Consider the following 24,098-nt stretch of genomic DNA (forward strand, 5'->3'; position numbering starts at 1 on the left):
ACCGTGCCCACCGGAACCGCCGATCGCGACACCGTCGCGGAGGCCGTCAAGAGGTTCGTCATCGCGGAGTCCCGGCTGTCGATCGGCACCGGTCAGGTCGGCGAGGACGAGCGGCTGACCGGGCCGCTGCTCAGCGTCACCTCGCTGGGCCTGCTCGGCATGCTGCTCCGGCTCGAGGACGACCTCGGGGTCACCCTGCCCGACGACCTGTTCGCCGGGCCGCCGCCCGGTACGGTGCGCGACCTCGTGGATCTCGTCCAGCGGGCCGCCCGATGAGCGACCCCGGTGCCGCGCTCGGCACCGTCCTCGCCGGCCTGCCCGCCGACCTGTTCGACTGCTTCCAGGTGAACCTGGCCCTGCTCGCCGATCTGCGGCACGGACCGGGCACCCACCTGCGGCTCGGCGCCGTCCTCGACTTCCGGCCCCGCCTCGACGGTGGCTGGTGGAGCGTCGAGCCGGTCCAGGACGCGCACCTGGAGCGCTCCGCCCGGCTCCTGGGACTCCAGGCCGGCCAGCGCTGGTCCGGCTGCCCGGCGGATCGGGTGCCGGAACTGCTCGGCCGCCGCGAGCCGCTCTACGTCGTCGCGGACGCGTACCACCTGCCGTGGCTGCCCTACGCCGGACACGAGCACATGCCGCACAGCTTCCTGGCCGGCGCCCACGACGGCGGGGTACGGGTGTGGGACGCCTACCGCAACGACACCCGGTACGGCCCGGCCGTCCCGGGCAGCTGGGACCTCACCGAGAAGGAGCTGGTCGCCGCGCTCGGCGACACCGCCGAGGTGATCGGCTTCACCGGGACGGCCCTGCCCGAGCCGCGCCCGGCCGTCACCCTCGACGACCCGGCCGCCTTCGTCGACGCCTACGCCGACGCGCCGGACCGTCCCGCCGCGTTCGCCCGGCTGACCCTGCAGACCTGGCTGCTCGCCCGCTCCCGCCGACTGCACGCCGCGTTCCGGGGCCTGGACCGGGCGGTTCCCGATCATCTGGCCGCGTGGCAGGGACTGGCGCAGCAGACGTACGTCGCCTGGCGGATGGTGCAGCGCGGCCGCCCGGCACCGCAGGCCCCGCTGCGGCGACTCGGTGAACTGCTGCGCCGCGACCGGACCGTCTTCGCGACCCGCGCGGCCGCCGGTGAGCCGTGGCGGCTCCCGGTCGCCGAGGCCGCGGCCTCCGTCCTCGGCCTCTCCGTGCCGGCCGTGCTCGGCGGCGCCCGATTCGACACCTCGGCGGCGTACGGCTCGCTGCGGATCGTCGAGATCATCGAGGAGATCGAGCGCTCGGTGGGCGTGGAACTGTCCGCCGACGACCTGGTGCCGGAGAACCTGCAGGACCTCGCCGGCCTCGGCCGCATCGTGGCCCGGGCCTGGGCGGGTCACGCATGACCCTGCTGCACGAGCTCTACGACGCGGCCGCCCGGCGGGCACCCGACGAGGTGGCCGTCACCGCCGGGACCGAGCGGATCACCTTCGCCGAGCTGGCCGCTCTGGGCCGGCGGATCGCGGCGGCCCTGTGCGACGCGGGTCTGCGCCGCGGCGACCGGCTGGTCGTCGTGGCACCGCCGTCGGTGGTCCTGCCCGCCGTGCTGTACGCCGCCGCCCGCACCGGCGTCGTCTTCGTGGTCCTGCACGAGCAGGTCCGCGGCGCCCCGCTGCGGCACGTGCTCGACGACTGCGAACCGGCGCTCGTGCTCAGCGACGACCCGGACGTGCGGGCCACGGCGGCCGCCGCCGGTACCGCCGCCGCCGACCTGAGCGGACTGCCCGGCCGGGCGCCGGCGGCCGGCCTGCCGCCGGGCGGTGAGCCGCTGACCGTCGACCCGGTGTGCCTGGTCTACACCTCCGGTTCCACAGCCCTGCCCAACGCGGTGGTCTGCACCCACGACCAGGTGCTGTTCGCCGTCGCGGCGATTCAGCGGGAGCTCGGCTACCGCCGTGGCGACGTGGTGTTCTGCCCGTCCCCGGCCTCCTTCGACTACGGGCTCTACCAGCTGTTCCTCGGCGCTCTCAGCGGCGCCCGGGTGCATCTGGCCGGGCTGGCCGCCACCGGACCCGGCCTGCTGGGCAGGCTGGCCGAGACCGGCGCGACGGTGCTGCCCGCTGTCCCGTCGACCGCCGAGACACTGGTCCGGCTGGTGTCCCGGGGTGGCCGGCCACCGGCGTTGCGACTGCTCACCACGACCGGCGCGGCGATGCCGGCCGACCTGCTGCGCGCCCTCCGGCAGTGCGTGCCGGGCCTGCGGATCCAGGTGATGTACGGCCTCACCGAATGCAAACGCGTGGCCATCATGCCGCCCGACGGCGACCTGGACCGGCCCGGATCGTGCGGCCGCCCGCTGGCCGGGACGGAGGTGTTCACCGTCGACGGCCGGGGCCGCCGGCAGCCCGCCGGCACCACCGGCGAACTGGTGGTCCGCGGTCCGCACGTGATGTCCGGCTACTGGCGCCGGCCGGAGCTGACCGCCGAGCGCTACCGGGTCGAGGAGGGCCGCGTCGTCCAGCTGCGCACCGGCGACCAGGGCCGGGTGGCGGCCGGCGGCTGGGTCTACGTCGACGGCCGCACCGACGACATCTACAAGGAACGCGGATACCGGGTGAGCGTCACCGAGGTGGAGGCGGCCGCCCGCCTGATCCCGCTGGTCAGCTCCGCCGCGGTGCTGCCGCCGCGCGACGGCCGCCGGTCGGTGCTGGTCGCGGTCACCGCCCTGGCCCCGGCCGAGGTGCTGCACCGGCTGCGCGAGCACCTGGAGGTCTTCAAGATCCCGCAGCGGTGCGCGGTGGTCGCCGGGCTGCCGCTCACCCGCAACGGCAAGGTGGACCGGGCCGCCCTCACCGCGCTGGTGGCCGGCGATGCTTGACGCGGCCCTGGCCAGGCAGGTCGCCGGCGTCGCCGGGACCCCGGCGTACGTGTACGACCTGGCCGCCGTCCGGGACAACCTCGCGGCCCTGCGCGCGGCCCTGCCGGCGGGCACCGACGCGTACTACTCGCTGAAGGCGAACCGTCATCCCCGGCTGCTGAGCGCGCTGTGCCGCGCGGGCAGCCGGGCCGAGGTCTGCTCACCGGGCGAGCTCGCCGCCGCGCTGGCCGCCGGCTGGGAGCCGGCCACCATCCTGTACGCCGGGCCCGGCAAACGCGACGTGGATCTGCGTACCGCCCTGGACGGCGGCGTGCGGTGGTTCTCCGTCGACTCGCCGTACGGCCTGGACCAGCTGGACCGATGCGCCGCGGCGGCCGGCGCGCCGGTGCGGTGCCTGCTGCGGATCAACGACGACGTGCCCGCCTCCCGGGCCGGCCTGACCATGACCGGGGTGCCGGGACCGTTCGGCGCTGACGCCCGCTGGGTGGCCACCGCCCCGGAGCTGTTCCGGCACCGGCCGCACGTCACCGTGGCCGGGCTGCACCTCTACATGGGCACCAACCTGCCCACCGTGGACGACCTGCTCGCCCAGTTCGCCCGCAGCCTGCGGACCGCCGCCGAGCTGCGCGAGGTGCTGCACGGTCAGGGCGTACGCCTGGAGGTGCTCGACCTCGGCGGTGGATTCGGCGCGCCGTTCGCCCGCCGGGGTGACCGCCTCGACCTGTCCGGGCTGCGCGAGCCGCTCACCGCCCTGCTGGACCGGGAGGCGCCCGGCTGGCGTACCGGCCGGCCGCGGATCGTCTTCGAGTCCGGCCGCTACCTGACCGGCACCGCGGGCACCCTGCTCACCAGGGTGCTGGACGCGAAGTGGTCGCACGGCGCCCATCACGTCGTCCTGGAGTCCGGCGTCAACCATCTGGGCGGGCTGTCCGGGTTGCGCCGGCTGCCGCCGCTGGTGCCGGCCCTGATCCCGGTGGACCGGGCGAGCCCGCCCGGCGACCCGGTGCCGACCACCGTGTGCGGACCGCTGTGCACGCCGCTGGACGTGTGGGCCCGGGCCGTCGAGCTGCCCCGGCTGCGGCCCGGTGACCTGCTGGCCGTACCCAATGTCGGCGCCTACGGCCTGGACGCGAGCCTGCTGACCTTCCTCGGTCATCCGGCACCGGCCGAGGTGGTCCTGGACACCACCGACCCGGCACCGGCCGGCTGGGACATCTCCCGGCAGGACCTGGTGCGTACCCCGATCGATCGAGGAGAGCTGTTGTGAGTCCGGACTTCGTCGCGATGCTGTCGCGGTTCCTCAAGTACGCCGAGCCGGGCCAGATCACCGCGGAGGCGTCGCTCAGCGATCTGGGTCTCGACTCGATGCAGTCCATCGAGCTGCTCTTCGCCATCGAGGACGACCTCGGGGTCAGCCTGCCGGACGAGGTGCTCACCGAGAGCACCTTCGCCACCGCCGGCAGTCTCTGGGCGGCGGTGTGCCACGCCGGCGGGGACCGCCCGTGACGGCCGTGGCGGCGCCGTCGCTCGACCTGTCCGCCCGGGTCGCCCGGGTCGCCGCGGTGGCCCTCGAGCACGCGCGGCGCACCGACGACGAGGCGGTCTTCCAGGTCGAGGCCCTGGCCGAGCTACGCGCCAGCGGGCTGCTGGGCCTGCTGGTGCCGGTCGCTCACGGCGGCCTGGGCGGCGGCCCGGCGGACCTGATCGACTGCGCGGAGTCGCTGGCCCGGGCCGACCTCTCGGTGGCGCTGATCTTCGCGATGCACTGCCAGCAGGTCGCGGTGCTGGCCCGGTACGGCGGCGAGGAGCTGCGCGACACCCTGCTGCCCCGCATCGCCGCGGGCGAGCGCTACCTCGCCTCGGTCACCACCGCCCCCGGCAGCGGCGGCCACCTGCTGTCCGCTGCCGCACCGCTGCGGGAGACCGGTGACGGCCTGCTCATCGAGCGGTTCGCGCCGATCGTCACCGGCGGCGCCCACGCCGACGGTTTCCTGCTCACGATGGGCAGCCCGGGCGGATCGGCGCCCGGACAGGTCTGCCTGGTCTACGCCGACCGCGCGCAACTGCTGATCACCGAGTCGGGGCAGTGGCAGCCGATGGGCATGCGGGCCAGCCACAGCGTGGCGCTGCGCCTGACCGGAACGGTCCCCGGGCACCAGCTGATCGGTGGCCCGCACGGATTCCGGGAGATCTCGCTGGCGCTCTTCTCGCCGCTGGCCCACCTGGGCTGGGCGGCCTGCTGGCTGGGCGCGGCCGCCGGTGCGCTGTCCCGGGTGGCCGCGCTGGTGCGCAGCCCGGCCGGCCGGCAACGGATCGACCACCGGTCCGAGCTGCTGCTGACCCGCCTGGCCCGGGCCCGGCACCGGATCGACGCGGTCCACGCCCTGCTACGGCACGCCCAGCACACCGTGGAACGGGGCGGCGACCTGTCCGCGGCGCCGGTGCAGATGCTGCTCAACGGTCTGAAGGTGACCGCGGCGGAATCCTGCCGGCAGGCGGTCGAGGAGCTGATCGACGCGGTCGGCCTGCGCCACGGCTACTTCAAGGACTCCGCCACCTACCTCGAACGGGTGCTGCGCGACCTGCGCTCGGCGGCGTTGAACTACCACAACGACCGGCTCGACCTGGCCGACGGGCGGCTCGTCCTGCTCGACCGGAGCGTGACCCATGTGGCCGGCTGAGCAGACCCTCGCGGATCCCGCACCGGTGGCCCGGGCCCTGGCCGGTGGCGGTCCGGTGTGGCCCGCCCTGGGCGCGGCCGGCCTGATCGCGCCGGTGTACGAGCCCGGCGGACGCCCGCACCCGGACCGGCTCGCCCGGCTGCTGGCCGCCGTCGACGAGCGGGCACCGTTCGGGGCGACGCTCGGCGTCTGCGTGCAGCTCGCCGCCGCGGTGCCGCTGCTGCGCGCCGCCGACCCGGACAATCCGCTGGTGGCCGCCACGACGGCCGGCCGGGCGGTGCTCGCGCTGGCGGCCACCGACAGCGGGCGCGGCTCGCAGCTGGACGAGCTGCGGACAACGGTCGAGACCGACGGTGACCACCTGACGCTGACCGGATCGAAGCGGTGGATCACCAACGCGCGGCTCGCGGACGCGTTCCTGGTGCTGGCCCGGCACGAGCCAGGACGGCACTTCACCGCGTTCAGCTTCGTGCTGGTGCCGGCCGGCGCGCCGGGGGTCACGGTGACCGCGGCCGATACCGACCTGTTCGACGGGGCCGGGCTCGGCGACGTGGCGTTCGACGGCGTCCGGCTCCCGGCGACCGCCCTGATCGGCGGGCGCGGCCGGGGGATGGCCCTGTTCGCCCGGCACATCGCCACCGAACGGCTGGCCGGCGGACTGTGGGCGGTCGCCCTGTGCCGGCGGGTGCTGGCCGACACCGTGCACGTCCTGCGCCGGCCCGGCGCTGGCGGCCGCGTCCTCTGGCAGGACCCGGGCGTCCGCCGGACCGTCGGTCACTGCCTGGCCCGGGTGCACGAGCTGCGGGCACTCTGCGCGACCGCCGGCCCACGGGTCGCCGGCCGCGCGGACCCGGCGGCCGCCGCCCTGGTCAAGACGGCCACCGCCGGCACCGTCGACCACGTGCTCGGGCACTGCGCGCGGCTGCACGGCGCGGACGGCTTCGCCGCCGGCGGGCTGCAGCGGCTGCGCGCCGAGGCGGCGGTGTTCGGCATCGGCGGCGGGGTCAGCGAGGTCGCCCAGGAGATCCTCGCCGGCCGGGCCGACGACCTGCTCCGCGAGCTCGCGTGGTGAGCGTGACCGAGGTCGGGGCCGGGGTGTGGGTGACGGCCGGGCCGTACCCGCCCGGCCCGGACCTGCCCCTCGACCGGGCGGCCGCATACGGCCTGGCGGGCGCCCGCGCCGCCGAGTTCCTGGCCGGCCGCCGCGCCCTGCGGGCGCTGCTGCGGGCGGTGCTGCCGGACGCTGCCGACACCCCGATCGTCAGCACCGGCCGGGGCCGGCCCACGCTGGCGGGCCGGCCCGCGACCGGGGTCAGCGTGTCGCACGACGCCGGCACGGTGGCCGTCGCCGCCGCGGTGAACCGCCGGGTCGGGGTGGACGTGCAGCATCCGCCGGACACCGTCGCGGCCGGTCTGTTGCGCCGCTGCCTGGGTCCGCGGGCCACCCTGCTGGCCGGGCTGCCGCCGGCCGACGCGGCGCGGGAGTTCGCCTGGGTGTGGACGGTGCAGGAGGCGTGCGTGAAGGCGGACGGCACCGGCCTGGCGGGACGGCCGTGGGCGGTCGAGGTGCCGCCGTACCCACGCGCCGGGCAGTGGCGCGGCTACCGCTGGCGCAGCCTGCGCGAGGTGTCCGACGTGCCGCTGGCTGTCGCGCACACCGAGGAGGAACGATGACGAGCTGGGCCGACCTCAGCTGTTACACCAGCAACCTGGCCGCCTACCTGGCGCCGGAACGGCCGCGGCTGCGAGCCGAGTTGGCCGGCGCGGTGCGGCTCGCGGTCCGGCCGGAGACCACCGCCGTCTCCCACCACCGGCGCATCGACGACGGCCGGCTGGCGTACCGCGGGGCGGACCACTGGCCGGACGCGGAGGCGGCCCTCGTCGCCGAGCAGGAGGCGTACGGCGCGGTCCTGGCGGTCGCGAACACCGCCCGGCTGCCCTGGTCGCCCGGGTACCGGACGGCCGCGGCGCCGCATTGGGTGCTGCTGACCGGCCGTCGCGGCGGCCGCTGGTCGGTGGCCGACCACTTCGCGGCGACGACCCCGCTGGGCGAGCACCCGCGGTACGCCGGGCAGGTGTCCGGCGCGGAGCTGGCAGCGCTGCTCGCTCCGGTGGGGACGGTGCCGGCCGAGGTGGCCAACCGGGACCGGTACGCACTCGGCGCCGCCGTCCCGGTGCCCCCGGCGTCGGCGTACCGATGGCTGACCCGGACCGGCGGCGCCGGCCTGCCGGCCGAGACCGGATGGCTCACCGGACCGGACGCGATCGCGCACCTCGCCGTGCTGGCCACCGAGCCGGCCCGGCTCGCCGCGCTGGTCGACGACCTGTGGGCGGCGAGCCGGCACCAGCTGTTCCGGTACCGGGTCCGGTCGGCCGACGGACTGACCGATCCGGCCGCCTCGGCCGCCGCCGAGGCGGCCTGGGCGGAGCTGCCGCGGGCGTTGCGGTTCGCCGTGCAGTCGGCGCGGCGCGGCCGGCCCCGCCCGGGTGTGGTGCGGGCGGCCTTCGACCGGATCGCCGCGGCGGAGGTGCCCGCGTGACCACCCTGTACGACTGGTTCGCCGCGTCCGCCGGTCGCCATCCGGACCGGACCGCGCTGGACTTCGGGCCGGTGCGGATCAGCTACGCCGACCTCGACGACCTGGCCGGGCGCATCGCGGCGGCGATCGTGCGCCGGCTCGGCGAACCGCCGCGGCGGCTGGGGCTGCTGGCCGCGCGCAGCGCCGGGGCGTACGCCGGATACCTGGCCGGATACCGGCTGGGCGCCACCGTCGTACCCCTGAATCCGGCCTATCCGCCCGCCCGGACCACCGCCATCGCGGCCGCTGCCGGAGTCGACGTGCTGCTCACCGATGCCGGCGGCGCCGTCGGCGCGGTCCCGGCGCTGTCCGTCGGCGATCACGCGCTGGCCGCCCTGCCGCCGGCCGGGGCGCTGCCCCCGGTCCCGGCCGACACCGGCCGGCCCGCGTACCTGATGTTCACCTCGGGATCGACCGGCACGCCGAAGGGTGTGCCGGTGACGCACGCCAACGTGCTCGCCTATCTGCGGGCGGTGGCCGGCCGCGCCGGCCTGACCGCCGACGCCCGGGTGTCGCAGATGTTCGACCTCACCTTCGACCCGTCGGTCTTCGACCTGTTCGCCACCTGGGGTGCCGGGGCGACGGTGGTGGTACCCGGACCGGGCGACCTGCTGGCCGCCGTGCGATACGTCCGGGACCGGGAGGTCACCCACTGGAGTTCGGTGCCCTCGGTGGTCGCCATCGCCCGGCGGCTGCGCCAGCTGGCCCCGGGCCGGATGCCGTCGCTGCGGTGGAGCATGTTCTGCGGCGAGCCGCTGCCCACCGAGGCCGCGGCCGCCTGGCGGGCCGCGGCACCCGGCAGCGTCGTGGAGAACATGTACGGCCCGACCGAACTCACCGTCACCTGTACCGGCTACCGGCTGCCGGTGTCGCCGGCCGACTGGCCGCGCACGTCGAACGGCACGGTGCCGATCGGCGAGCCGTATCCGGGTGCCGACTGGCTGCTGCTCGGCGACGACCTGCGTCCCGCCGCCGAGGGGGAGCTGTGCGTCCGCGGCCCGCAGCGGTTCCCCGGCTATCTCGATCCCGCCGACGACGACGGCCGGTTCGTCGCCGAGGCCGGCGGCCGCTACCTGATCCATCGCGGTACGCCGACCGCCGCCCACTGGTACCGCACCGGTGACCGGGTACGCCGCGAGGACGGCCGGCTGGTCCACCTGGGACGGGTGGACCACCAGGTCAAGGTCTCCGGCTACCGGGTCGAGCTGGGCGAGATCGAGGCGGTCGCCCGGCGCTGCCCCGGTGTGCTGCAGGCGGTCGCGCTGGCCCTGCCCGCGCCGGCCGGTGGCGTCGACCTGCACGTCGCCTACGAGGGCGCGGCCGATCAGGCGGCGGTCCTGGCCGAGCTGCGGTCCCGCCTGCCCGCCTTCATGGTGCCCCGGCACCTGCGGCACCACGAGTCGCTGCCGCTCACCCCCAACGGCAAGGTCGACCGGATCCGGCTCGGCCGCGCCCCGCAACCGGTGGAGGACCGATGAACTCTCCCGTCGTGGTCGTCGACCCGTTCTCGTCCGGCACCGAGGTGGCGCCGGCGTTCGCCGCCCACGGGGTGCCGGCCGTCGCGGTGCTCTCGGCACCCGGCCTGTCCGCCCAGCCCTGGCGGCCCGGCGACTTCGCCGAGGTGCTCGAGCACTCCCCGGCGGCGGTGCACCGGCTGCGCGAGCTGCGGCCGCGCTGCGTGCTGCCCGGCACCGAGAGCGGCGTCGCCCTGGCCGAGGAGCTCACCCGGCTGTTGACACCCCGGTTCGCGAACGAGCCGTCGCTCGCCGTGGCCCGCCGCAACAAGGGCGCCATGCAGGCGGCGCTGGCCGGTGCCGGCCTGCCGGCGATCCGCGGCGTCTGCACCGGCGACCCGGCGGTGGTCAGCCGATGGCTGGCCGGCAACGGACTGGACCGCGGCGACCTGATCGTCAAGCCCGCCGAGTCGGCCGGCACCGACGGCGTGACCCTGGTACCGGCCGGCACGCCCTGGCGGCCGGCGTTCGACCGCCTGGCGGGTGCGACCAACCGGCTCGGCCGGGTCAACGACGACGTCGTGGTCCAGGAGCTGCTGACCGGTACCGAGTACGCCGTCGACACCGTCACCGTCGACGGCCGGCACGTGCTGTGCGGGATCGGCAGGTACACCAAGCGCACCCTCGGCGGCAGCGCCGCGGTGTACGACTGCACCGACTTCATCCCGATGGACCCGGCCGTGCACGGGCCGATGGTCGCCTACACGTACGCGGCGCTGGACGCGCTCGGGGTGCGATGGGGTGCCGCCCACTCCGAGGTGATGATGACCGCCGGCGGGCCGCGCCTGATCGAGACCGGCATGCGGGCCCACGGCGGCGGTCATCCGGAGTACTCCCGGCTGGGCACCGGCAGCGGCCAGCTGGAGCGGCTCGCCGAGGCGTTCGCCGGCCCGGGACCGGTCACCGGCGACTATGTCCAGCACACCCGGGTACGGTCGGTCTTCCTGGCCGCGCCGCGCCGCGGCGTGCTGCGCGACCGGGAGTCGTTCACCGCCCTCCGCGGGCTGCGCAGCCACTACACCACCCGGATCGGGTACGCCGACGGCGACGTCGTGCCCCGCACCCGTGACCTGTACACGATCTTCGGCCTGGTGGTGCTCGCCCACCCCGACCCGGACGTGATCGAGGCCGACTACCGGCGGGTGCGGGAGGCCGAATCCGCGCTGCGCCTCATCGATGCCGACCCGCCGCACGAGGAGAAACCTTGACCACCATGGAACCCGGCATCCGCGACGTCGTGGGCATCGGCTTCGGGCCGTCCGGGCTGGCGCTCGCCATCGCCCTGCGGGAGCTCGGCAAGAGCGCGCCGGAGCACGCCGTCAGCGCGGCGTTCGTGGAACGGCAGGCCCGTTTCGGCTGGCACCGCGACATGCTGCTGCCCTCGGCCAAGATGCAGGTGTCGTTCCTCAAGGACCTGGTCACGTTCCGGAACCCGATGTCGCCGCACAGCTTCGTGGCGTACCTGCACGCGGCTGGCCGCCTGGCGCAGTTCGTGAACAACGACGACGTCCTGCCCACCCGCCGGGAGTTCCACAGCTATCTGGAGTGGGCCGCGGCCGGGTACGCCGGCAGTGTCGACTACGGCGTGGCGGCGACCGGCATCCGGCTGCCCGGCGGTGACCCGCGCGCCGGTCACCTGGAGATCGACGTGACCGACGGCGCCGGTAGCCGGCAGCTCCGGGCCGCCAACGTGGTGATCTCCACGGGCCTGGTGCCGGCCATGCCGGCCGGCATCGCGGCCGGCGATCGGGTCTGGCACAGCTCCACGTTCCTCAGCCGCTTCACCGCCGCCGACCCGGCCACGCTGCGCCGGATCGCGGTGCTCGGCGCCGGCCAGAGTGCCGCCGAGATCGTCCGGTTCCTCCGCACGGCACTGCCCGCCGCGACGGTGTACGCGATCCTCCCGTCCTACGGCTACGCGGTCGCCGACAGCACGCCCTTCGCCAACCAGGTCTTCGACCCGGGGGCGGTGGACGACTACCACGGGGCCGGTCCGGGTGGCCGGGACGCGTTCTGGCGGTACCACCGCAACACCAACTACGCCGTCGTCGACGACGAGGTGCTCCGCGACCTGCACCGGATGGCGTACGAGGACGAGGTGACCGGCGACCGGCGGCTGACCCTGCTGCGGCTGTCGCGGGTGCACGCCATCCGGCGCACGGCCGGGGGAGTCCGGCTGCGGCTGAGCTCCCAGCTCGACGCGGAGCACACGGAGCTGGACGCGGATCTGGCGATCTGCGCGACCGGGTACCGGCCCATGCAGCCGACCGGCCTGCTCGGCGACCTCGAGGGTCACCTGCGGCGCGACGAGGCCGGCCGCTACCTGGTCACCCGGGACCATCGGCTGGTCACCGGCGACGAGGTGCCGTGGGCCGTCTACCTGCAGGGCGGCACCGAACACACCCACGGCCTGTCGGCGTCGCTGCTGTCCAACGTGGCGGTCCGGGCCGGCGAGATCGCCGGCTCCATCCTCGGCCGGGTCCGGGTTCCCGCGTTCTGACGGCGAGGACCGGGGTCGCGCCGCGACGCTCCGGCGGCGCGCGGCGGGGTCAGTCGCGCGGGCCGGAGCCGTAGATCAGGCGCAGGAGCGCGTCGGTCAGGGTGTCTAGCAGCTCCTCCTCGTCGAAGGCGTCCGGATCGGCGTAGACCTCGGCGAACATCGCGCTGCGCAGGCTGACGGCCATCTTGGCGAGCAGGTCGGGCGGCCCGCCGACGGTCAGCCCGGCCCGGGCGTCGCGCTCGATGCGCCGGCTGAACAGGGTGCAGCCCTGGCCGACCAGGCGGTCGCGGATCTGCATCACGTCGGGGCCCGGGTCGGGGGCCAGGAACGCCTCGCGCAGCCACCGCCCGTCCACCTTCCACCGGGCCAGCCCCGCCGCCAGGCCGCGGCGCAGGCTGTCCCGGTCGTGCCCCGCGGAGCCGAGCCACTCGGCCATCTCCGAGTCCGCCTCGGCGATGCCCTGGTCGACGACGGCGGCGAGCAGCGCCTGCTTGGACTCGAAGTAGAAGTAGAACCCGGACCGGGTGATGCCGGCCGCCCCGGCCAGCTCGTCGATGGTCACCTGGCCGATCGGCTTGTCCCGGAAGACGGCCCGCGCGGCGTCGAGCAGGGCCTGCTCACGCTGGTCGCCCTTGGTGGGGGCACGGCGGCTCTTGATGGCTGACACGGTGCCGACTCTACAACCCATCAAATGTAATTGACGACGCATCTTTAGTTTTTGACACGGCGTTGAAAACTCTCGTCGGTCGGTCTACGTTCAGCGCATGTCCTTCAGAACGCGTCTGGCGCTGCCCGTCGCCTGCTATGTCGTGCTGCTCGTCTCCGCGCTGCAGACCCTGGTCGTCCCGGTCGTCGCCAACATCCGCGCCGACCTGGACGTCTCGACCAGCGCGGCCAGCTGGGTGGTCACCGCCAACCTGCTCGCCGCCGCGGTGCTCACCCCGATGCTCGGCCGGCTCGGCGACCTGTACGGTCGCCGCCCGGTGATGCTCGGCGTGCTGGCCGTGGTGCTGCTCGGCTCGGTGCTCGCCGCCACCACCTCCAGCCTTCCGCTGCTGCTCGTCGGCCGGGTCGCCCAGGCGGCCAGCTTCGGCCTGTTCCCGCTCTCCATCGGCGTGCTCCGGGAGGAGTTGCCGCCGCACCGCCTGACCGGCGCGATGGCCCTGGTCAGTGGCATGCTCTCGGTCGGCGCCGGGTTCGGCCTGGTGGTCACCGGCCTGCTGATGCGCCACGGCGGCGACTACCACCAGCTGTTCTGGCTGTCCACCACGCTGACCGCCGTCGGCCTGGCCGGGGTGTGGCTGCTGCCGGCTCGCCGGGGAGCCGCCACCGGCACCCTCGACGGGGCGGGCGCCGCGCTGCTCGGGCTCGGGCTGGTGCTGCTGATCCTGCCGCTGGAGGAGGGCAACGACTGGGGCTGGGCCTCGGCCCGGGTGCTCGGCTCGCTGGCCGCCGCGGCCGTCGTGCTGACCGTGTTCGTGCTGTTCGAGCGGCGGGTCACGCACCCGCTGGTCAGCACCCGGATGCTCAGCCACCGCCCGATCGTGGTGGCCAACGCGGCCGGCCTGTTCCTCGGCTTCGCGATGTTCGCCGTCTTCCTCGCCGTCTCCGCGCTGGTGCAGACGCCGCACGCGCTGGCCGGCTACGGCTTCGGCGCCTCGGTGCTCGCCGCCAGCCTGGTCTACCTGCTGCCCGGCACGGCCGGCGGGGTGATCACCGCGCCGCTCGGCGGCCGCCTGGTCGCCCGGTTCGGTGCCAAGACGACGCTGGTCATCGCGGCGCTGCTGGCCGGCGCCGGGTTCGTGCTGCTCGCGGTGCTGCACGCGGCCACCTGGCAGGTCATCGTCGGTGCGCTGGTGGTCAACACGGCTGTCACGTTCGGGTACGCCGCCCTGCCCGCCCTGCTGATCGCCCACGTCGAGCCCGCTGAGACCGGCATCGCGAACAGCGTCAACTCGATCGCCCGCTCGGTCGGCATGTCGCTGGGCACCGCGTTCGTGGTCACCATGCTGACCCGCAACCCGATCCCCGGGCCGCTGCCGCTGCCCCGCGAGGCGCAGTTCGTGACGATCTTCGTGATCGGCGCCGTGCTGGCCGCGCTCGCCGCCGTCACCGTCGCCTGGCTGCTGCCCCGCACCCGGCAGCCGAAGCTCACCGCGGCCGAGGTGGAGGCCGACGAGGTGCTCGGTGCCGCCGGGCTCGAGCTGCCGGTCCCGCGCTGAGCCGAGCCGCGGCGGCCAGGCGTCCGGGTCGAGGCGCCGCGCCGGGCCGCCGGGCGGGCCGGGGCGGCGTACCTGACCACGGCGCCGCTGTTCACCGGCGCCCCGACCGGGCTGCCGGCCGACGACGGCGACCACCCGAACGCGGCCGATCATCCGGCCGTCGCCCACATGCTGTACGGCGTCGCCGGCGCCGGTCAGTACCCTTCGCCGCATGGATGACACCAGTGAGACGCGGCGCGTCGCGACCGACTACGTGGACAGTCTGGAGCGGCGTGACTGGGAGCGGTTCGCGACATTGCTGGCCGAGGACGTGGTCTACGAGATGCCGCAGACCCGCGAGCGGATCCGGGGCCGGGCCGGGTACCTGCGGTTCAACGTGGAGTACCCGGGGGACTGGCACCTGACGACGCGCCGGGTGGTCGCCGACGGCAGGTTCGCCGCGCTGTGGCTGGACGTCCGGGTCGGCGCGGAGACGATGGACGCCTGCGTCTGGCTCGACCTGGACGAGCACGGTCTGGTGCGGCGGATCACCGACTTCTGGCCGGAGGCCTACGAGCCGCCGGCGGGCCGGGAGCATCTGGTCGAGCGCTGGTGACCCTCACTCACCCGAGCAGACCTCGAAGCCGGAGGCGAAGTCCTTGGTCCCGGTACGGATCTCCACCACGTTCCCCGCCTCGTCGAGGCCGAAGCCGAGCCAGCCCTGTGCGGCGCTGCCGTACACCAGGTAGCGACCGGACTCGTTCGTGCCCTGCTCGGCCGGGTCGGCGTAGGCGTCGCGGAGCTGCTCGTCCGAGGAGCCGACCGCCACCCCGCGGTCGGTGCGGGCGGCCGACGGCGGGTCGATGCCCAGCACCCGTCCCCGGTCGTCGAGGGTCACCTGCAGTTCACCGTACGGGTTGCGCCCGGCGGCTCGCGCGTCGGCGAGGAACGCGCATCCCGGTGCGTCGCCGTACTGCTCGAGCGGCACCGGGGTGGCGGCGAGCAACTCCGCCCGGGTCATCCCGGCCCGCAGCGGGCCGTACCCGCCGAATCCGATGGTCAGCTGAGCCGACGGCGCCGGTCCCGGGGGTGTCCCGGCCGAGCCGCAGCCGGCGGCCACGCAGATCACCGCCAGCCCGGCGGCAGCCAGCAGTGCCCTCATCACGCTGCTCCGTTCATCCGTGCCCGTTGCGGCGGGCCTCCTCGACGCGGCTCTGCACGCTGATCCGGATCGCCGCCTCGTTGCGCCGGTGAAAGACCCGGTCCAGCCAGTCCGGCACGAACGCGTTGGTCAGCCGGAACTGAAGGATCTTGTCCTGGAGGGCCCGCAGGTCCGCCTCGGACGGTGTCGCGGTGCCGCGCATGCCGTTCGCCCACAGGTCGGTGACCTTGCGTTCGGTGGACTCCTTGGACCGCGCGTTCTCGAAGTTGGCCCGGATCTGCTCGGCGATCTCCTTGACCGGCGAGAGAGCCGGCGCGATCACGGCGGTGATCAGGCCACCCCAGCCGAGGCCGGCGAGCAGCCCGCAGCCGATGGCGACGCCGGCCGCCAGCAGGCCCAGCGCGCTGAGGATCCACGCCCAGTAGCGGTGCATCGTGGCACCCCAGCCCAGGTTGGTGGCCTGGCAGATGAGCACGTCGTACGGCCGGTGCGTGCCTAGGGTGTCGTCGTACCAGTCGGCGTCCCGGTCGCCGCGATACCTCGAGGCGGCCTTGGCGATGCGGTTCGCCGGCGGCCGGTCCACCAGGAGTCCGTTCCAGCCGAGGCCGAAGACCCGGGTGTCGAACTCCTCCTGGACGGCGGCGGCCATCGTGCGCAGTCGTTTCTCCACGCTCCCGGTCACGAAGGAGACGGCCAGCAGGGCGATGCCGCCGCCGACGCCGACCACCGCGCGCAATCCCGGATAACGGACCGCTACCACGCCGGCGGCGATCGACAGCGCGATGACCACGCACAGCCGGGTCCCGGAGAAGATCTTGGTGTCCGAGTAGATCCGGGCCTGGGCGGCGACCAGCCGGCGGGCGTCGACGGTGTTCTGCGCCTCGAAGATGCGCGGCTGGGTGGTGCCGGTGGTGCTCATCCGGCCGGCCGCCACGTCACCGGTGCTGCTCGCACGGGTCTCCCTCCTGATCAGCAGACATGCTGGTAGGGCAGGTCGGGGCCGACGAACTGGGCCCACTCCGCCTCGGTCAGGTCCCGGCCGATGGCCGCGCAGGCGTTGGCCCGCCGGACTCCGGGCGCCATCGACCAGATGGCGATCTGCGCCGAGTTGAACTCGACGCTGGCGAACATCTCACCGGTGCGGTCGGCGGCCAGGTCGATCGTCGCCCCGGAGCGCCCCCACCCATGCGCGGAAACGTTCGCCCCGGTCCCCGTGTCGAAGACGCGGGAGCCACCGGAGCTGCCGACGACCACCTCCCGGCGCTGGGGAACCTCGGCGACCGCTGTCACATAGTTCATCTGTGGCGCGAGATCGGTGCGGATCTCGGTGAGGTCGGGTCGCAGGAAGACGACGGTCCCGGCACCGTAGGCGGCCACGATCCGTCCGTCGTGCAGCACGGTCAGATGCGCCAGCCCGGACGGGCCGCTGAGCACGCGCCGGTCGACGAGACGCAGCGACGACGCCTCCACGGTGAACACGGCGGGGGAGCCCTTGTCAGTGCGGCCGGACATCCCGGCCACGGTCCGGCCGTCCGCGGACGCGGCCAGGTCGAGGATCGGGTCGGTGTACCGGGCCTCGGCCCGCATGGTCCAGGAGCCGTTGCCGAAGCCGAAGACGCGCAGTGCTCCGTTGCCGTAGCCGACGTACAGCCGGTCGCCGACGAACTGCGCGACGATCGGGATGTCGCCGGCCGGCGTGGGCACGAACACCTCCTGCCGCGCGTGCAGGTTCCACACCGTCAGGCGCCTGAGGTGCGTGTCGTCGTCCAGGAACACCGCGGCGCCCCAGAGTCCGGTGCTGTCGCCGGCGAGCTGTTGAGGGACGCTGTGCTCGGGGCCGGGCAGGGTGAGCTGCCCGTTCAGGAACGGCTTGCTGGTCACCGAGCGCAGCAGGTAGACGCCGGTGTACGTGCGGACCAGCAGATCCGGGCCGGCCCAGCGGGCGCCGATCGCCCGGACGTCGTCAAGGGTGCGCATGGTCAGGAACGAGTCGAGGCCGTACGAGTGCAGCTCGGCCAGTCCGTCGTGGATCCAGACCAGCAGCCGCCCACCGGCCCACAGGTTGCCGCTCGCGCCGGCGTTGTAGCTCACGGTGCCGTCGTCGAGCGCCCACATGACGGCGTGCCCGGTCCGTTTGCCGGTCGAGGCCACCCGCCAGCCCCGGTACGAGTCGCTCACCCGGACGGTCTCGTACGGCCCGTCCTCGGCGATCGTCGAGCGGATGCCGTGCGCGCCGACGGTGACGAGCTTGGCGCCGATGGTGCCGGCCGCTACTCGCGTCTTGTCGACGACGCCGGAGCCGCGCAGGGTGACGCCGGCCGGCGCCCGCAGCACCGTCGTGCTCGCACAGCGGCGGGGGAAGGCGACGGTGACGACCCGGTCGGCGAGCGTCATCAGCAGGCCGGCGCCGGTCGCCTCGATCGACTGGACGTCCTCGCCGGCCGCGCACGTGATGAGGGTGTGCCGGGCGTCGAGGGAGTATCGCCGTACGCCGTGCCGCCCCGCCGCGTACAGGTAGCTCGCATCGCCGTCGAAGGCCAGCGCGGTGACCGCGCGTGAGCCGAACAGGCCGTCCTGGTCGGTGCCGGGCACGGTCAGCGGCGGGTCTTCGCGCCAGCCCTCCCGGGTCCGTTCCACCAGCAGGATCCGGCGATCGGAGAGCCCGATCGCGGCGATGCCGTCGTCGGTGACGGCGGCCGCGGTGGCGAACACCTGGCCGGGCGCGAACGTCATGCCCGGCGGCAGGTTCTTCGACCAGACGACCTCCCGGGTGCCTGTGTCGATCAGCCGGATCGTGCCGGCATCCCCGGTGAGCACGGCGAGCCTCCCGGACCCGGACAGGGTCGCGTCCCGGAAGGCGCCGGTGTCCGGACGGTAGATCTTGACGAGACTCCCGCGGTCCTGGCTCAGCCGGTCGAAGACGGAGGGGTGCCCGCCCGCCCGTGCCGCGATGTCGTCGCTGGCCATGGCCAGAAGCAGATCCTGGCCGTCGGTGCCGGGGCTGCTGCGGGCCGCGGCGGCGACCTTGTCGGCCAGCGCGGTGAGCCGGGTGTTCTCGGCGTCACGCGTGGCGCGCAGGTAGCCGTACCCGGTGAGGCCGGCGGCCAGCAGCACCGCTGTGGCCACCACGGCGAGCGTGCGGACCAAAGCCTTCCGGTCGCGGCGGCGCCCCCGGCGCAGCGCCTGCCGGACCGTCGCCACCGGCACGATGTCGGCCTGGTGCGGCACGTCGCCGAGTTTGCCGACGTCCTCGGCCGGGACGAGCGTCGCGAAGTGCGGATCGGCGTGCCGCAGCTTCTCCCGATAGCCGTCGACGCCGCGGACCAGCGCGCCGTCGACCCGGCCGATGGCGGTCGTCCGCGGTTGCAGGCGCTGCCACCGCAGCAGCTGCCGCAGCCGTTGCCGGCGGCGCACCAGCTCCGCCAGGACCAGCGTGAACGCCAGGCCGAGCGACCTGTCCGCCAGCCGCGGGACCGGTCCGTAGCGGCTCTCCACCGCCCAGGTGACGCCCGCGTCGAGCCGGTGCGCACGAGTCTGTGTCCAGGCGGCCTCCATCGCGTCCTGAAAATCCTGGTCCACGGTGCCGAGCGCCATCCGGGCCGGGTCGGGGACGAGCCGGTGGGGCAGCTCCGGGCGCAGCGCCACGCTGAGGGTCGCGGCCAGGCCCTGGCTCCCGGTCTTGAGCAGCACCGCGACCGCTGCCGTGTCGCCGGGCGGCGGCAGATGGCCGGACAGGTCGAGGATCATCGCGGTGACCAGGTGCGCGGCCGGCCCGGTCCGGGAGCCCAGCAGCGCGCGCAGGTCCTCCGGCACCGAGCGCGGCAGGGCCGGCACCGTCGCGTCGTTGGTGCGGGCGGTGGGGAACGCCCGCTGCGCCCAGCGCCCGGCCGCGTCCGGGTACTGCTCGTCGTCCGGGTGCAGGACCGCCAGCCCGGCCGCCGCCTGAGTGCGGATCGCGCTGATCAGCGCCGGTTCACCGGCCCGGAACGGCGGGCCGAGGCCGTCCGCGCCCGGCCCGTGCGTGGGCGCGGTCTCGGCCAGGAACTCGTGCAGCGGTGCGGTGTCCCGGTAGAGGGCGAGAAGCCGCTCGGTGTCGCCCTGCTCGACCAGCTGCCTGACGAACCGGCGCAGCTCCTGGTCGGGGCCGACGATCCAGCGACGCCATTCCTCCGCCGCGCGGATGTCCTCCGGTCCGGTGAGCCGGATCCGGGCGGCCGGGCGGGCGCCGACCTCGGTCACGGCATCTCGCCGAGTGCTGTCGCGACGGTCGTGGCCAGCGGGCTGCCCGGCGGCAGCGTGGCCGCGGCCCGCGCCCAGGCGTCCCGGCCCGGGCGATCGCTCATGTACCGGAACGGCAGCAGCGACGGCAGCACCTCCGCCGGGGTGAGCGCGGCCGCCTCGGCGAGCATCAGCGCGGGCTCGCTGACCGAGACCTGGTGACCACCGGTGATCTCGCGCAGTTCGAGCCGGCCGGCGAACCCGGCCAGCCGCCGGGTGACCGGGACGTGGAAGCGCCGGTTGTCACCGGGCCGGCTCAGATCGACCGGGAGGAAGACCGGCTCGGACAGCTCGGTGTCCGCCTCCACCAGGATCGTCAGGGTGCGGTAGTCCTCGTCGAGCCGGAGGGTGACGGTGAACGGCGGCACCCGCAGGGTCTCGAGCGACGCGCCGCCGGCCCGGTCGGTGGCCGCGACCGCCGGTGCCTCGCTGGACAGGCGTACCCGATCCAGCGGACCCGGCTGGTCCTCGGTCAGCAGCGCTGCCACGCGCCGGCCCCAGAAGCGATGAATCTCCTCCCGCCGGGCCAGCTCCCCGGCCAGCTCGGCCAGGCCGGTCCTGGTCGTCGCGGGGATCCGCGGCGCGTTCACGCGCTGGATCCGGCGCAGGAATCCGGCGGCGCCCAGCCGCGTCATCACCGGGTCGCCCCGGCGCACACCTTCGCCGAGCTGTTCCAGCGCGGCGGTGAACCGCGCGCCGACCGGGTTGAACCAGTGGCGCAGCCGGATCGCCGGCGCGGGCTCACCCTCGCGAAGCGCTCGCACCAGCTGAAGGACGAACTCGTCGAGCAGATCGGCCCAGGGCAACAGCCAGTAGACGTCGGGATCCGGGGTGCCCTCGCTGTCCAGCCGATCGACAAGCGCGTGCCGTACGGTGATGGACTCGGTGCTCAGCACCGCGTGCTGACGACTGGTGAACCGGTCAGGCGGCCAGGCCTCCTCGATCTCCCGGATCACCGTCAGAGCGCGGTGGCTCACCAGGATCGGCCGGCCGGTGTCGTCCAGCTCGATCACCGCCTGTGGCGGGGCCGCGCGGGTCAGGCCCAGCATCAAGGTCGGGGCGCCGGCCGCCGGGAAGCCGGCGCGCTGCCAGCCGTCGTGGAATCTGGCCAACCGGCGGGCATCCTCCCGGTCGGCGCCGTCGTTGATCGGCCCGAGTCCGCCGCCGTCCTCGACGGCCGTCGCGACCCAGTCGCTGAGCGGCCGGTGGCCGCTAGGCATCGAGTGCCTCCAGCAACAGGTCCCGCAGTCCGAGGTCGTCGCCGGCGAGCCGGATGACGGCGTCCCAGATCTGGCCGGAGCCGGCGCCGGTGAGGTGCCGGTCGGATCGGCGCCTGATCTCGCGCAGGGTCGCCGGGTCCACCGCCACCTGCCGTCCCACCCGGCACTGGGTGGCGGGCAGGAGAGGCCAGCGGATCAGCATCCGGACCGCGCGGAGCAGCACGTCCGCCCGGTCCGCGGGATCCTTCGGGCCGTCCACGGCGGCCAGCACGGGCTGGTCACCGCCGAGCAGGTCGGCGAGCCCGGCTCCGGTCGGATCCACTATCGTCCGGGTGCGACGGTCATAGAACAGACAGTTCACGGTCAGGTCGCGCCGAGTGACGTCCGCGCGCAGATCGCTGCCGGAGGCCGGAAACCGGAACCCGTCCTGGTGCAACGGCCGGTAGTCGATCATCGGTGGATCGCCGAGCCGGCCTCTGCGGATCGAGACGACTCCGGCGACGACCTTCGTCCGCAGATCACCCTTGCCGGCGCCCAGGCACGCCTGATCCGCTTGCTCGGCGAAATAGCCGACCGGCGTCGTCCCGGCCAGGTCGATGTCGTTCACCAGATCGTCGGCCGTGCCGAGCAGCAGGTCCCGGACGGCGCCACCGACCAGCCACACGTCGGTGCGGTCGGGCTGCCGCCGGGTGGGAAGCAGCGCTTCGGTGATGCCTGCCCAACCCCGGTCCGGGTCGCGCATCATCCGATCGACAGCGTCCGGGAAGCCCGGCGTGACGTCGGCTGCCGGCTTGACCCACTCGGCGCGGACCCGGCAGCCCTCGCCCGGCAGCGCCCCGGTCACTGCGGACACCGGCCGCCAGGGTGGCCGGTCACCGTCCGCGTCGGACGCGAAGAGCACGTGGTCGTCGTCGCGGGAGACGATCCCGCCGCTGGGCTGAAAGGTGAAACCCTTGATCGGGACGTCGTCGATCAGGTCACCGGCGAGCAGCGGCCCGTCGGCATCGGACGGCGGTGTGTCCACGTGCGGGTCCCTTCGGCCGGCTCGATGTCGAGTGAGGAGATCCTGCCGCACCGGCACGATCAACTAATTCCGGTGAACGGTCCTAATAGCTACCTGATCGGACCATGCCGCCGTGATCGGCCGTTCCCGCGCTGCCACCGCGACCCGGCCGGCCCCTCACGCCGGCGCGCCGGGCAGCAGGCCGGCGGCCGCCGCCGCGGCCTGCGCCTCCAGCAGCAGCAGACGCTCCGGCCGGCCGAGCCGGCGGGCCAGCGCGGCGACGTCCTCGAACTCCGGCATCACCTGCACTATCGTGCCGGCGTGCGAGCCGACCTTGACACTGACCTGGCCGCCGGCGACGGCCACCGGGACGAAGCAGCGGTCGAGGGGTGTCTTGCGCCGGGGTGACTCGCGAACGCCCAGCGTGCTGGTGTGCTCGAAGATGAACGTGCGCAGCGCCGGCGCGCGGTCCGGGGCGCAGAGCACGCCGAGGGTGTGCGCCGGGCGGCCCTTCTTCATCAGGATCGGGACCAGCCAGGCGTCGTCGGCGCCGTTGTCCAGCAGCCCGGCCAGCACGCCCGGCCACAGGCGCGGGTCCAGGTCGTCGACGTTGGCCTCCAGCAGCAGGGCGTCGTGCGGGGCGGCGGTCTCGTCGGTGCCGATCAGCACGCGTACGACGTTCGCGCGGTCCGGGCGGTCGCGCCCACCGGCGCCGACGCCGGCCGCGGTGAGTGTGGTCGCCGGCAGGTCCTCGCAGCTGGTGGCCAGGGTCCGCAGCAGGGCCATCCCGGTCGGGGTGGCCAGCTCGCCCGGGCCGCCGGCGAGCACCCGCCAGCCGAGGGCGAGTTCGGTGACGGCCGGGACCGGGACCGGGAGCAGGCCGTGCGCGCCGCGGACGTGACCCGAACCCACCGCCACCGGGCTCGCCGAGATCGAGGTGACGCCCAGGTCGTGCAGCGCGGCGCAGACGCCCACCACGTCGGCGATCGCGTCGAGGGCGCCGGCCTCGTGGAAGTGCACCCGCTCGGCGGGCACGCCGTGCACCCGGGCCTCGGCCTCGGCGAGCCGGGCGAACACGGCTGTCGCCCGATCGCGGACCGGTGGCGGCAGCCCGGCGGCGCCGAGCATCGTGCGGATCGACGCCCAGGTACGGTGCGGCGGGTCGGTGACCTGGACCTGGACGTGCGCCTTGCGGGCGCGCAGGCCGGCCCGGGTGACCTCGGTGGTGGTGATCAGCACCGCGCCGGGGACCACCGCGTCGACGGCGGCCCGCACCGAGGCCAGGGCGGCGCCGGCGTCCAGTAGCGCGCCGAGCAGCATGTCACCGGCGACGCCCGCCGACGCGTCGATCCAGGCGTGCCGGGCGGTGTCCGAGCCGTTCACGCCGGTGCCCCGGCGGCGATCTGGGCGGCCAGGTGGCCGGCGCCGTAGCCGTTGTCGATGTTGACGACGGCCACCCCGGGGGCGCAGGCGTTCAGCATGGACAGCAGGGGAGCGAGCCCGCCGAAGGCGGCACCGTAGCCCACCGAGGTGGGCAGGGCGACGACCGGCGCCGCGATCAGACCGGCGACCACGCTGGGCAGCGCGCCGTCCATCCCGGCGGCGACCACCACGACCCGGGCGCGCCGCAGCAGGTCCAGATGGCCGAGGATGCGGTGCAGCCCGGCCACGCCGACGTCGGCGATCAGCTCGGTGCGGCGGCCCAGGAAGCGGGCGGTCAGTTCGGCCTCGCGGGCGACCGGCAGGTCCGAGGTGCCGGCCGCGGCGATCACCACCAACCCGCCGGTGGCCGGCGGCGGGACCGGTGGCCAGGCGAGCAGGCCGGCGCCGGCGTCGTGCAGGGCGTCCGGCAGCTCGCCGAGGACCGCCGCGGCGTGCTCGGGCGCGGCGCGGGTGAACAGGGTGATCACATCCGGCCGGGAGCGTACGGTGGCGGCGATGCCGGCGACCTGCGCGGGCGTCTTGCCGGCGCAGAACACCGCCTCCGGATATCCGCGGCGGGCGGCCCGCTCCAGATCGAGGTCGGCGTAGGGGAGGGGATCGGTCACCGGCGGGTTCGGCTCAGCCACGTGCGGGTCCGGCTTGTTCACGCGCGGGCTCGGT

22 protein-coding genes are annotated in these 24,098 nt (G+C 74.9%); 14 read left to right on the plus strand and 8 right to left on the minus strand.

Annotation, left to right across the window (positions count from 1 at the left end):
- Positions 1–3: 3 nt before the first annotated feature.
- Genes Actob_RS17530 through Actob_RS17585 form a run of 12 tightly spaced genes read left to right on the plus strand, consistent with a single transcriptional unit; the run spans position 4 to position 12,131 of the window.
- Positions 4–276 carry an acyl carrier protein gene (locus tag Actob_RS17530; protein ID WP_284921280.1) on the plus strand — a complete coding sequence of 91 codons (273 nt, stop codon included), beginning with the start codon at positions 4–6 and terminating at the stop codon, positions 274–276.
- Entirely contained in the window at positions 273–1,385 is a 1,113-nt protein-coding gene (locus Actob_RS17535) for a hypothetical protein (protein WP_284921281.1), read from the plus strand. The genes Actob_RS17530 and Actob_RS17535 overlap by 4 nt, the downstream gene beginning before the upstream one ends.
- On the plus strand, positions 1,382–2,857 hold the full coding sequence (locus Actob_RS17540) for a class I adenylate-forming enzyme family protein (protein ID WP_284921282.1): 1,476 nt from the start codon (positions 1,382–1,384) through the stop codon (positions 2,855–2,857). The genes Actob_RS17535 and Actob_RS17540 overlap by 4 nt, the downstream gene beginning before the upstream one ends.
- Complete coding sequence (locus Actob_RS17545; RefSeq protein WP_284921283.1) at positions 2,850–4,124, plus strand: alanine racemase; 1,275 nt, start codon at positions 2,850–2,852, stop codon at positions 4,122–4,124. The genes Actob_RS17540 and Actob_RS17545 overlap by 8 nt, the downstream gene beginning before the upstream one ends.
- Positions 4,121–4,363 carry an acyl carrier protein gene (locus Actob_RS17550; RefSeq protein WP_284921284.1) on the plus strand — a complete coding sequence of 81 codons (243 nt, stop codon included), beginning with the start codon at positions 4,121–4,123 and terminating at the stop codon, positions 4,361–4,363. The genes Actob_RS17545 and Actob_RS17550 overlap by 4 nt, the downstream gene beginning before the upstream one ends.
- A complete protein-coding gene (locus Actob_RS17555) occupies positions 4,360–5,538 on the plus strand; it encodes an acyl-CoA dehydrogenase family protein (protein WP_284921285.1) in 1,179 nt (392 codons plus the stop codon). The genes Actob_RS17550 and Actob_RS17555 overlap by 4 nt, the downstream gene beginning before the upstream one ends.
- A complete protein-coding gene (locus Actob_RS17560; RefSeq protein ID WP_284921286.1) occupies positions 5,525–6,610 on the plus strand; it encodes an acyl-CoA dehydrogenase family protein in 1,086 nt (361 codons plus the stop codon). Before Actob_RS17555 ends, Actob_RS17560 begins: the two co-directional genes overlap by 14 nt.
- A 2-nt stretch (positions 6,611–6,612) precedes the next feature.
- Entirely contained in the window at positions 6,613–7,212 is a 600-nt protein-coding gene (locus tag Actob_RS17565) for a 4'-phosphopantetheinyl transferase family protein (RefSeq protein ID WP_284921287.1), read from the plus strand.
- Complete coding sequence (locus tag Actob_RS17570; RefSeq protein ID WP_284921288.1) at positions 7,209–8,078, plus strand: hypothetical protein; 870 nt, start codon at positions 7,209–7,211, stop codon at positions 8,076–8,078. The genes Actob_RS17565 and Actob_RS17570 overlap by 4 nt, the downstream gene beginning before the upstream one ends.
- Positions 8,075–9,595: an amino acid adenylation domain-containing protein gene (locus Actob_RS17575; protein WP_284921289.1), complete on the plus strand. Its 1,521-nt coding sequence runs from the start codon at positions 8,075–8,077 to the stop codon at positions 9,593–9,595. Before Actob_RS17570 ends, Actob_RS17575 begins: the two co-directional genes overlap by 4 nt.
- Positions 9,592–10,839 (plus strand): ATP-grasp domain-containing protein, encoded by a 1,248-nt coding sequence (locus Actob_RS17580; protein ID WP_284921290.1) that lies wholly within the window; start codon positions 9,592–9,594, stop codon positions 10,837–10,839. The genes Actob_RS17575 and Actob_RS17580 overlap by 4 nt, the downstream gene beginning before the upstream one ends.
- Positions 10,840–10,844: 5 nt before the next feature.
- Positions 10,845–12,131, plus strand: a complete 1,287-nt coding sequence (locus Actob_RS17585; RefSeq protein ID WP_284922334.1) for a lysine N(6)-hydroxylase/L-ornithine N(5)-oxygenase family protein — start codon at positions 10,845–10,847, stop codon at positions 12,129–12,131.
- Positions 12,132–12,180: 49 nt separating this feature from the next.
- On the opposite strand, the gene Actob_RS17590 is transcribed toward Actob_RS17585, so the two are convergent.
- Positions 12,181–12,798, minus strand: coding sequence for a TetR/AcrR family transcriptional regulator (locus Actob_RS17590; RefSeq protein WP_284921291.1), 618 nt, complete (start codon positions 12,796–12,798; stop codon positions 12,181–12,183).
- Positions 12,799–12,895: 97 nt separating this feature from the next.
- On the opposite strand from Actob_RS17590, the gene Actob_RS17595 reads away from it, so the two are divergent.
- Positions 12,896–14,353, plus strand: coding sequence for an MFS transporter (locus Actob_RS17595; protein WP_284921292.1), 1,458 nt, complete (start codon positions 12,896–12,898; stop codon positions 14,351–14,353).
- Positions 14,354–14,564: 211 nt separating this feature from the next.
- Complete coding sequence (locus tag Actob_RS17600; protein WP_284921293.1) at positions 14,565–14,948, plus strand: nuclear transport factor 2 family protein; 384 nt, start codon at positions 14,565–14,567, stop codon at positions 14,946–14,948.
- Between the two features lie 3 nt (positions 14,949–14,951).
- On the opposite strand, the gene Actob_RS17605 is transcribed toward Actob_RS17600, so the two are convergent.
- From Actob_RS17605 to larB, 7 genes are all read right to left on the minus strand, one after another.
- A complete protein-coding gene (locus tag Actob_RS17605) occupies positions 14,952–15,494 on the minus strand; it encodes a hypothetical protein (protein ID WP_284921294.1) in 543 nt (180 codons plus the stop codon).
- 13 nt (positions 15,495–15,507) lie between these two features.
- Positions 15,508–16,413 carry an S-4TM family putative pore-forming effector gene (locus tag Actob_RS17610; protein WP_284921295.1) on the minus strand — a complete coding sequence of 302 codons (906 nt, stop codon included), beginning with the start codon at positions 16,411–16,413 and terminating at the stop codon, positions 15,508–15,510.
- 50 nt (positions 16,414–16,463) lie between these two features.
- Complete coding sequence (locus tag Actob_RS17615) at positions 16,464–19,733, minus strand: lactonase family protein (protein ID WP_284921296.1); 3,270 nt, start codon at positions 19,731–19,733, stop codon at positions 16,464–16,466.
- On the minus strand, positions 19,730–20,992 hold the full coding sequence (locus Actob_RS17620; protein WP_284921297.1) for a hypothetical protein: 1,263 nt from the start codon (positions 20,990–20,992) through the stop codon (positions 19,730–19,732). The genes Actob_RS17615 and Actob_RS17620 overlap by 4 nt, the downstream gene beginning before the upstream one ends.
- Entirely contained in the window at positions 20,985–22,016 is a 1,032-nt protein-coding gene (locus tag Actob_RS17625; RefSeq protein WP_284921298.1) for a nucleotidyltransferase family protein, read from the minus strand. The genes Actob_RS17620 and Actob_RS17625 overlap by 8 nt, the downstream gene beginning before the upstream one ends.
- A 156-nt stretch (positions 22,017–22,172) precedes the next feature.
- Positions 22,173–23,378: a nickel pincer cofactor biosynthesis protein LarC gene (gene larC / locus Actob_RS17630; protein WP_284921299.1), complete on the minus strand. Its 1,206-nt coding sequence runs from the start codon at positions 23,376–23,378 to the stop codon at positions 22,173–22,175.
- A complete protein-coding gene (gene larB / locus Actob_RS17635) occupies positions 23,375–24,085 on the minus strand; it encodes a nickel pincer cofactor biosynthesis protein LarB (protein ID WP_284921300.1) in 711 nt (236 codons plus the stop codon). Before larB ends, larC begins: the two co-directional genes overlap by 4 nt.
- Positions 24,086–24,098: the final 13 nt, after the last annotated feature.

Source organism: Actinoplanes oblitus (genome assembly GCF_030252345.1).
Lineage (GTDB): Bacteria > Actinomycetota > Actinomycetes > Mycobacteriales > Micromonosporaceae > Actinoplanes > Actinoplanes oblitus.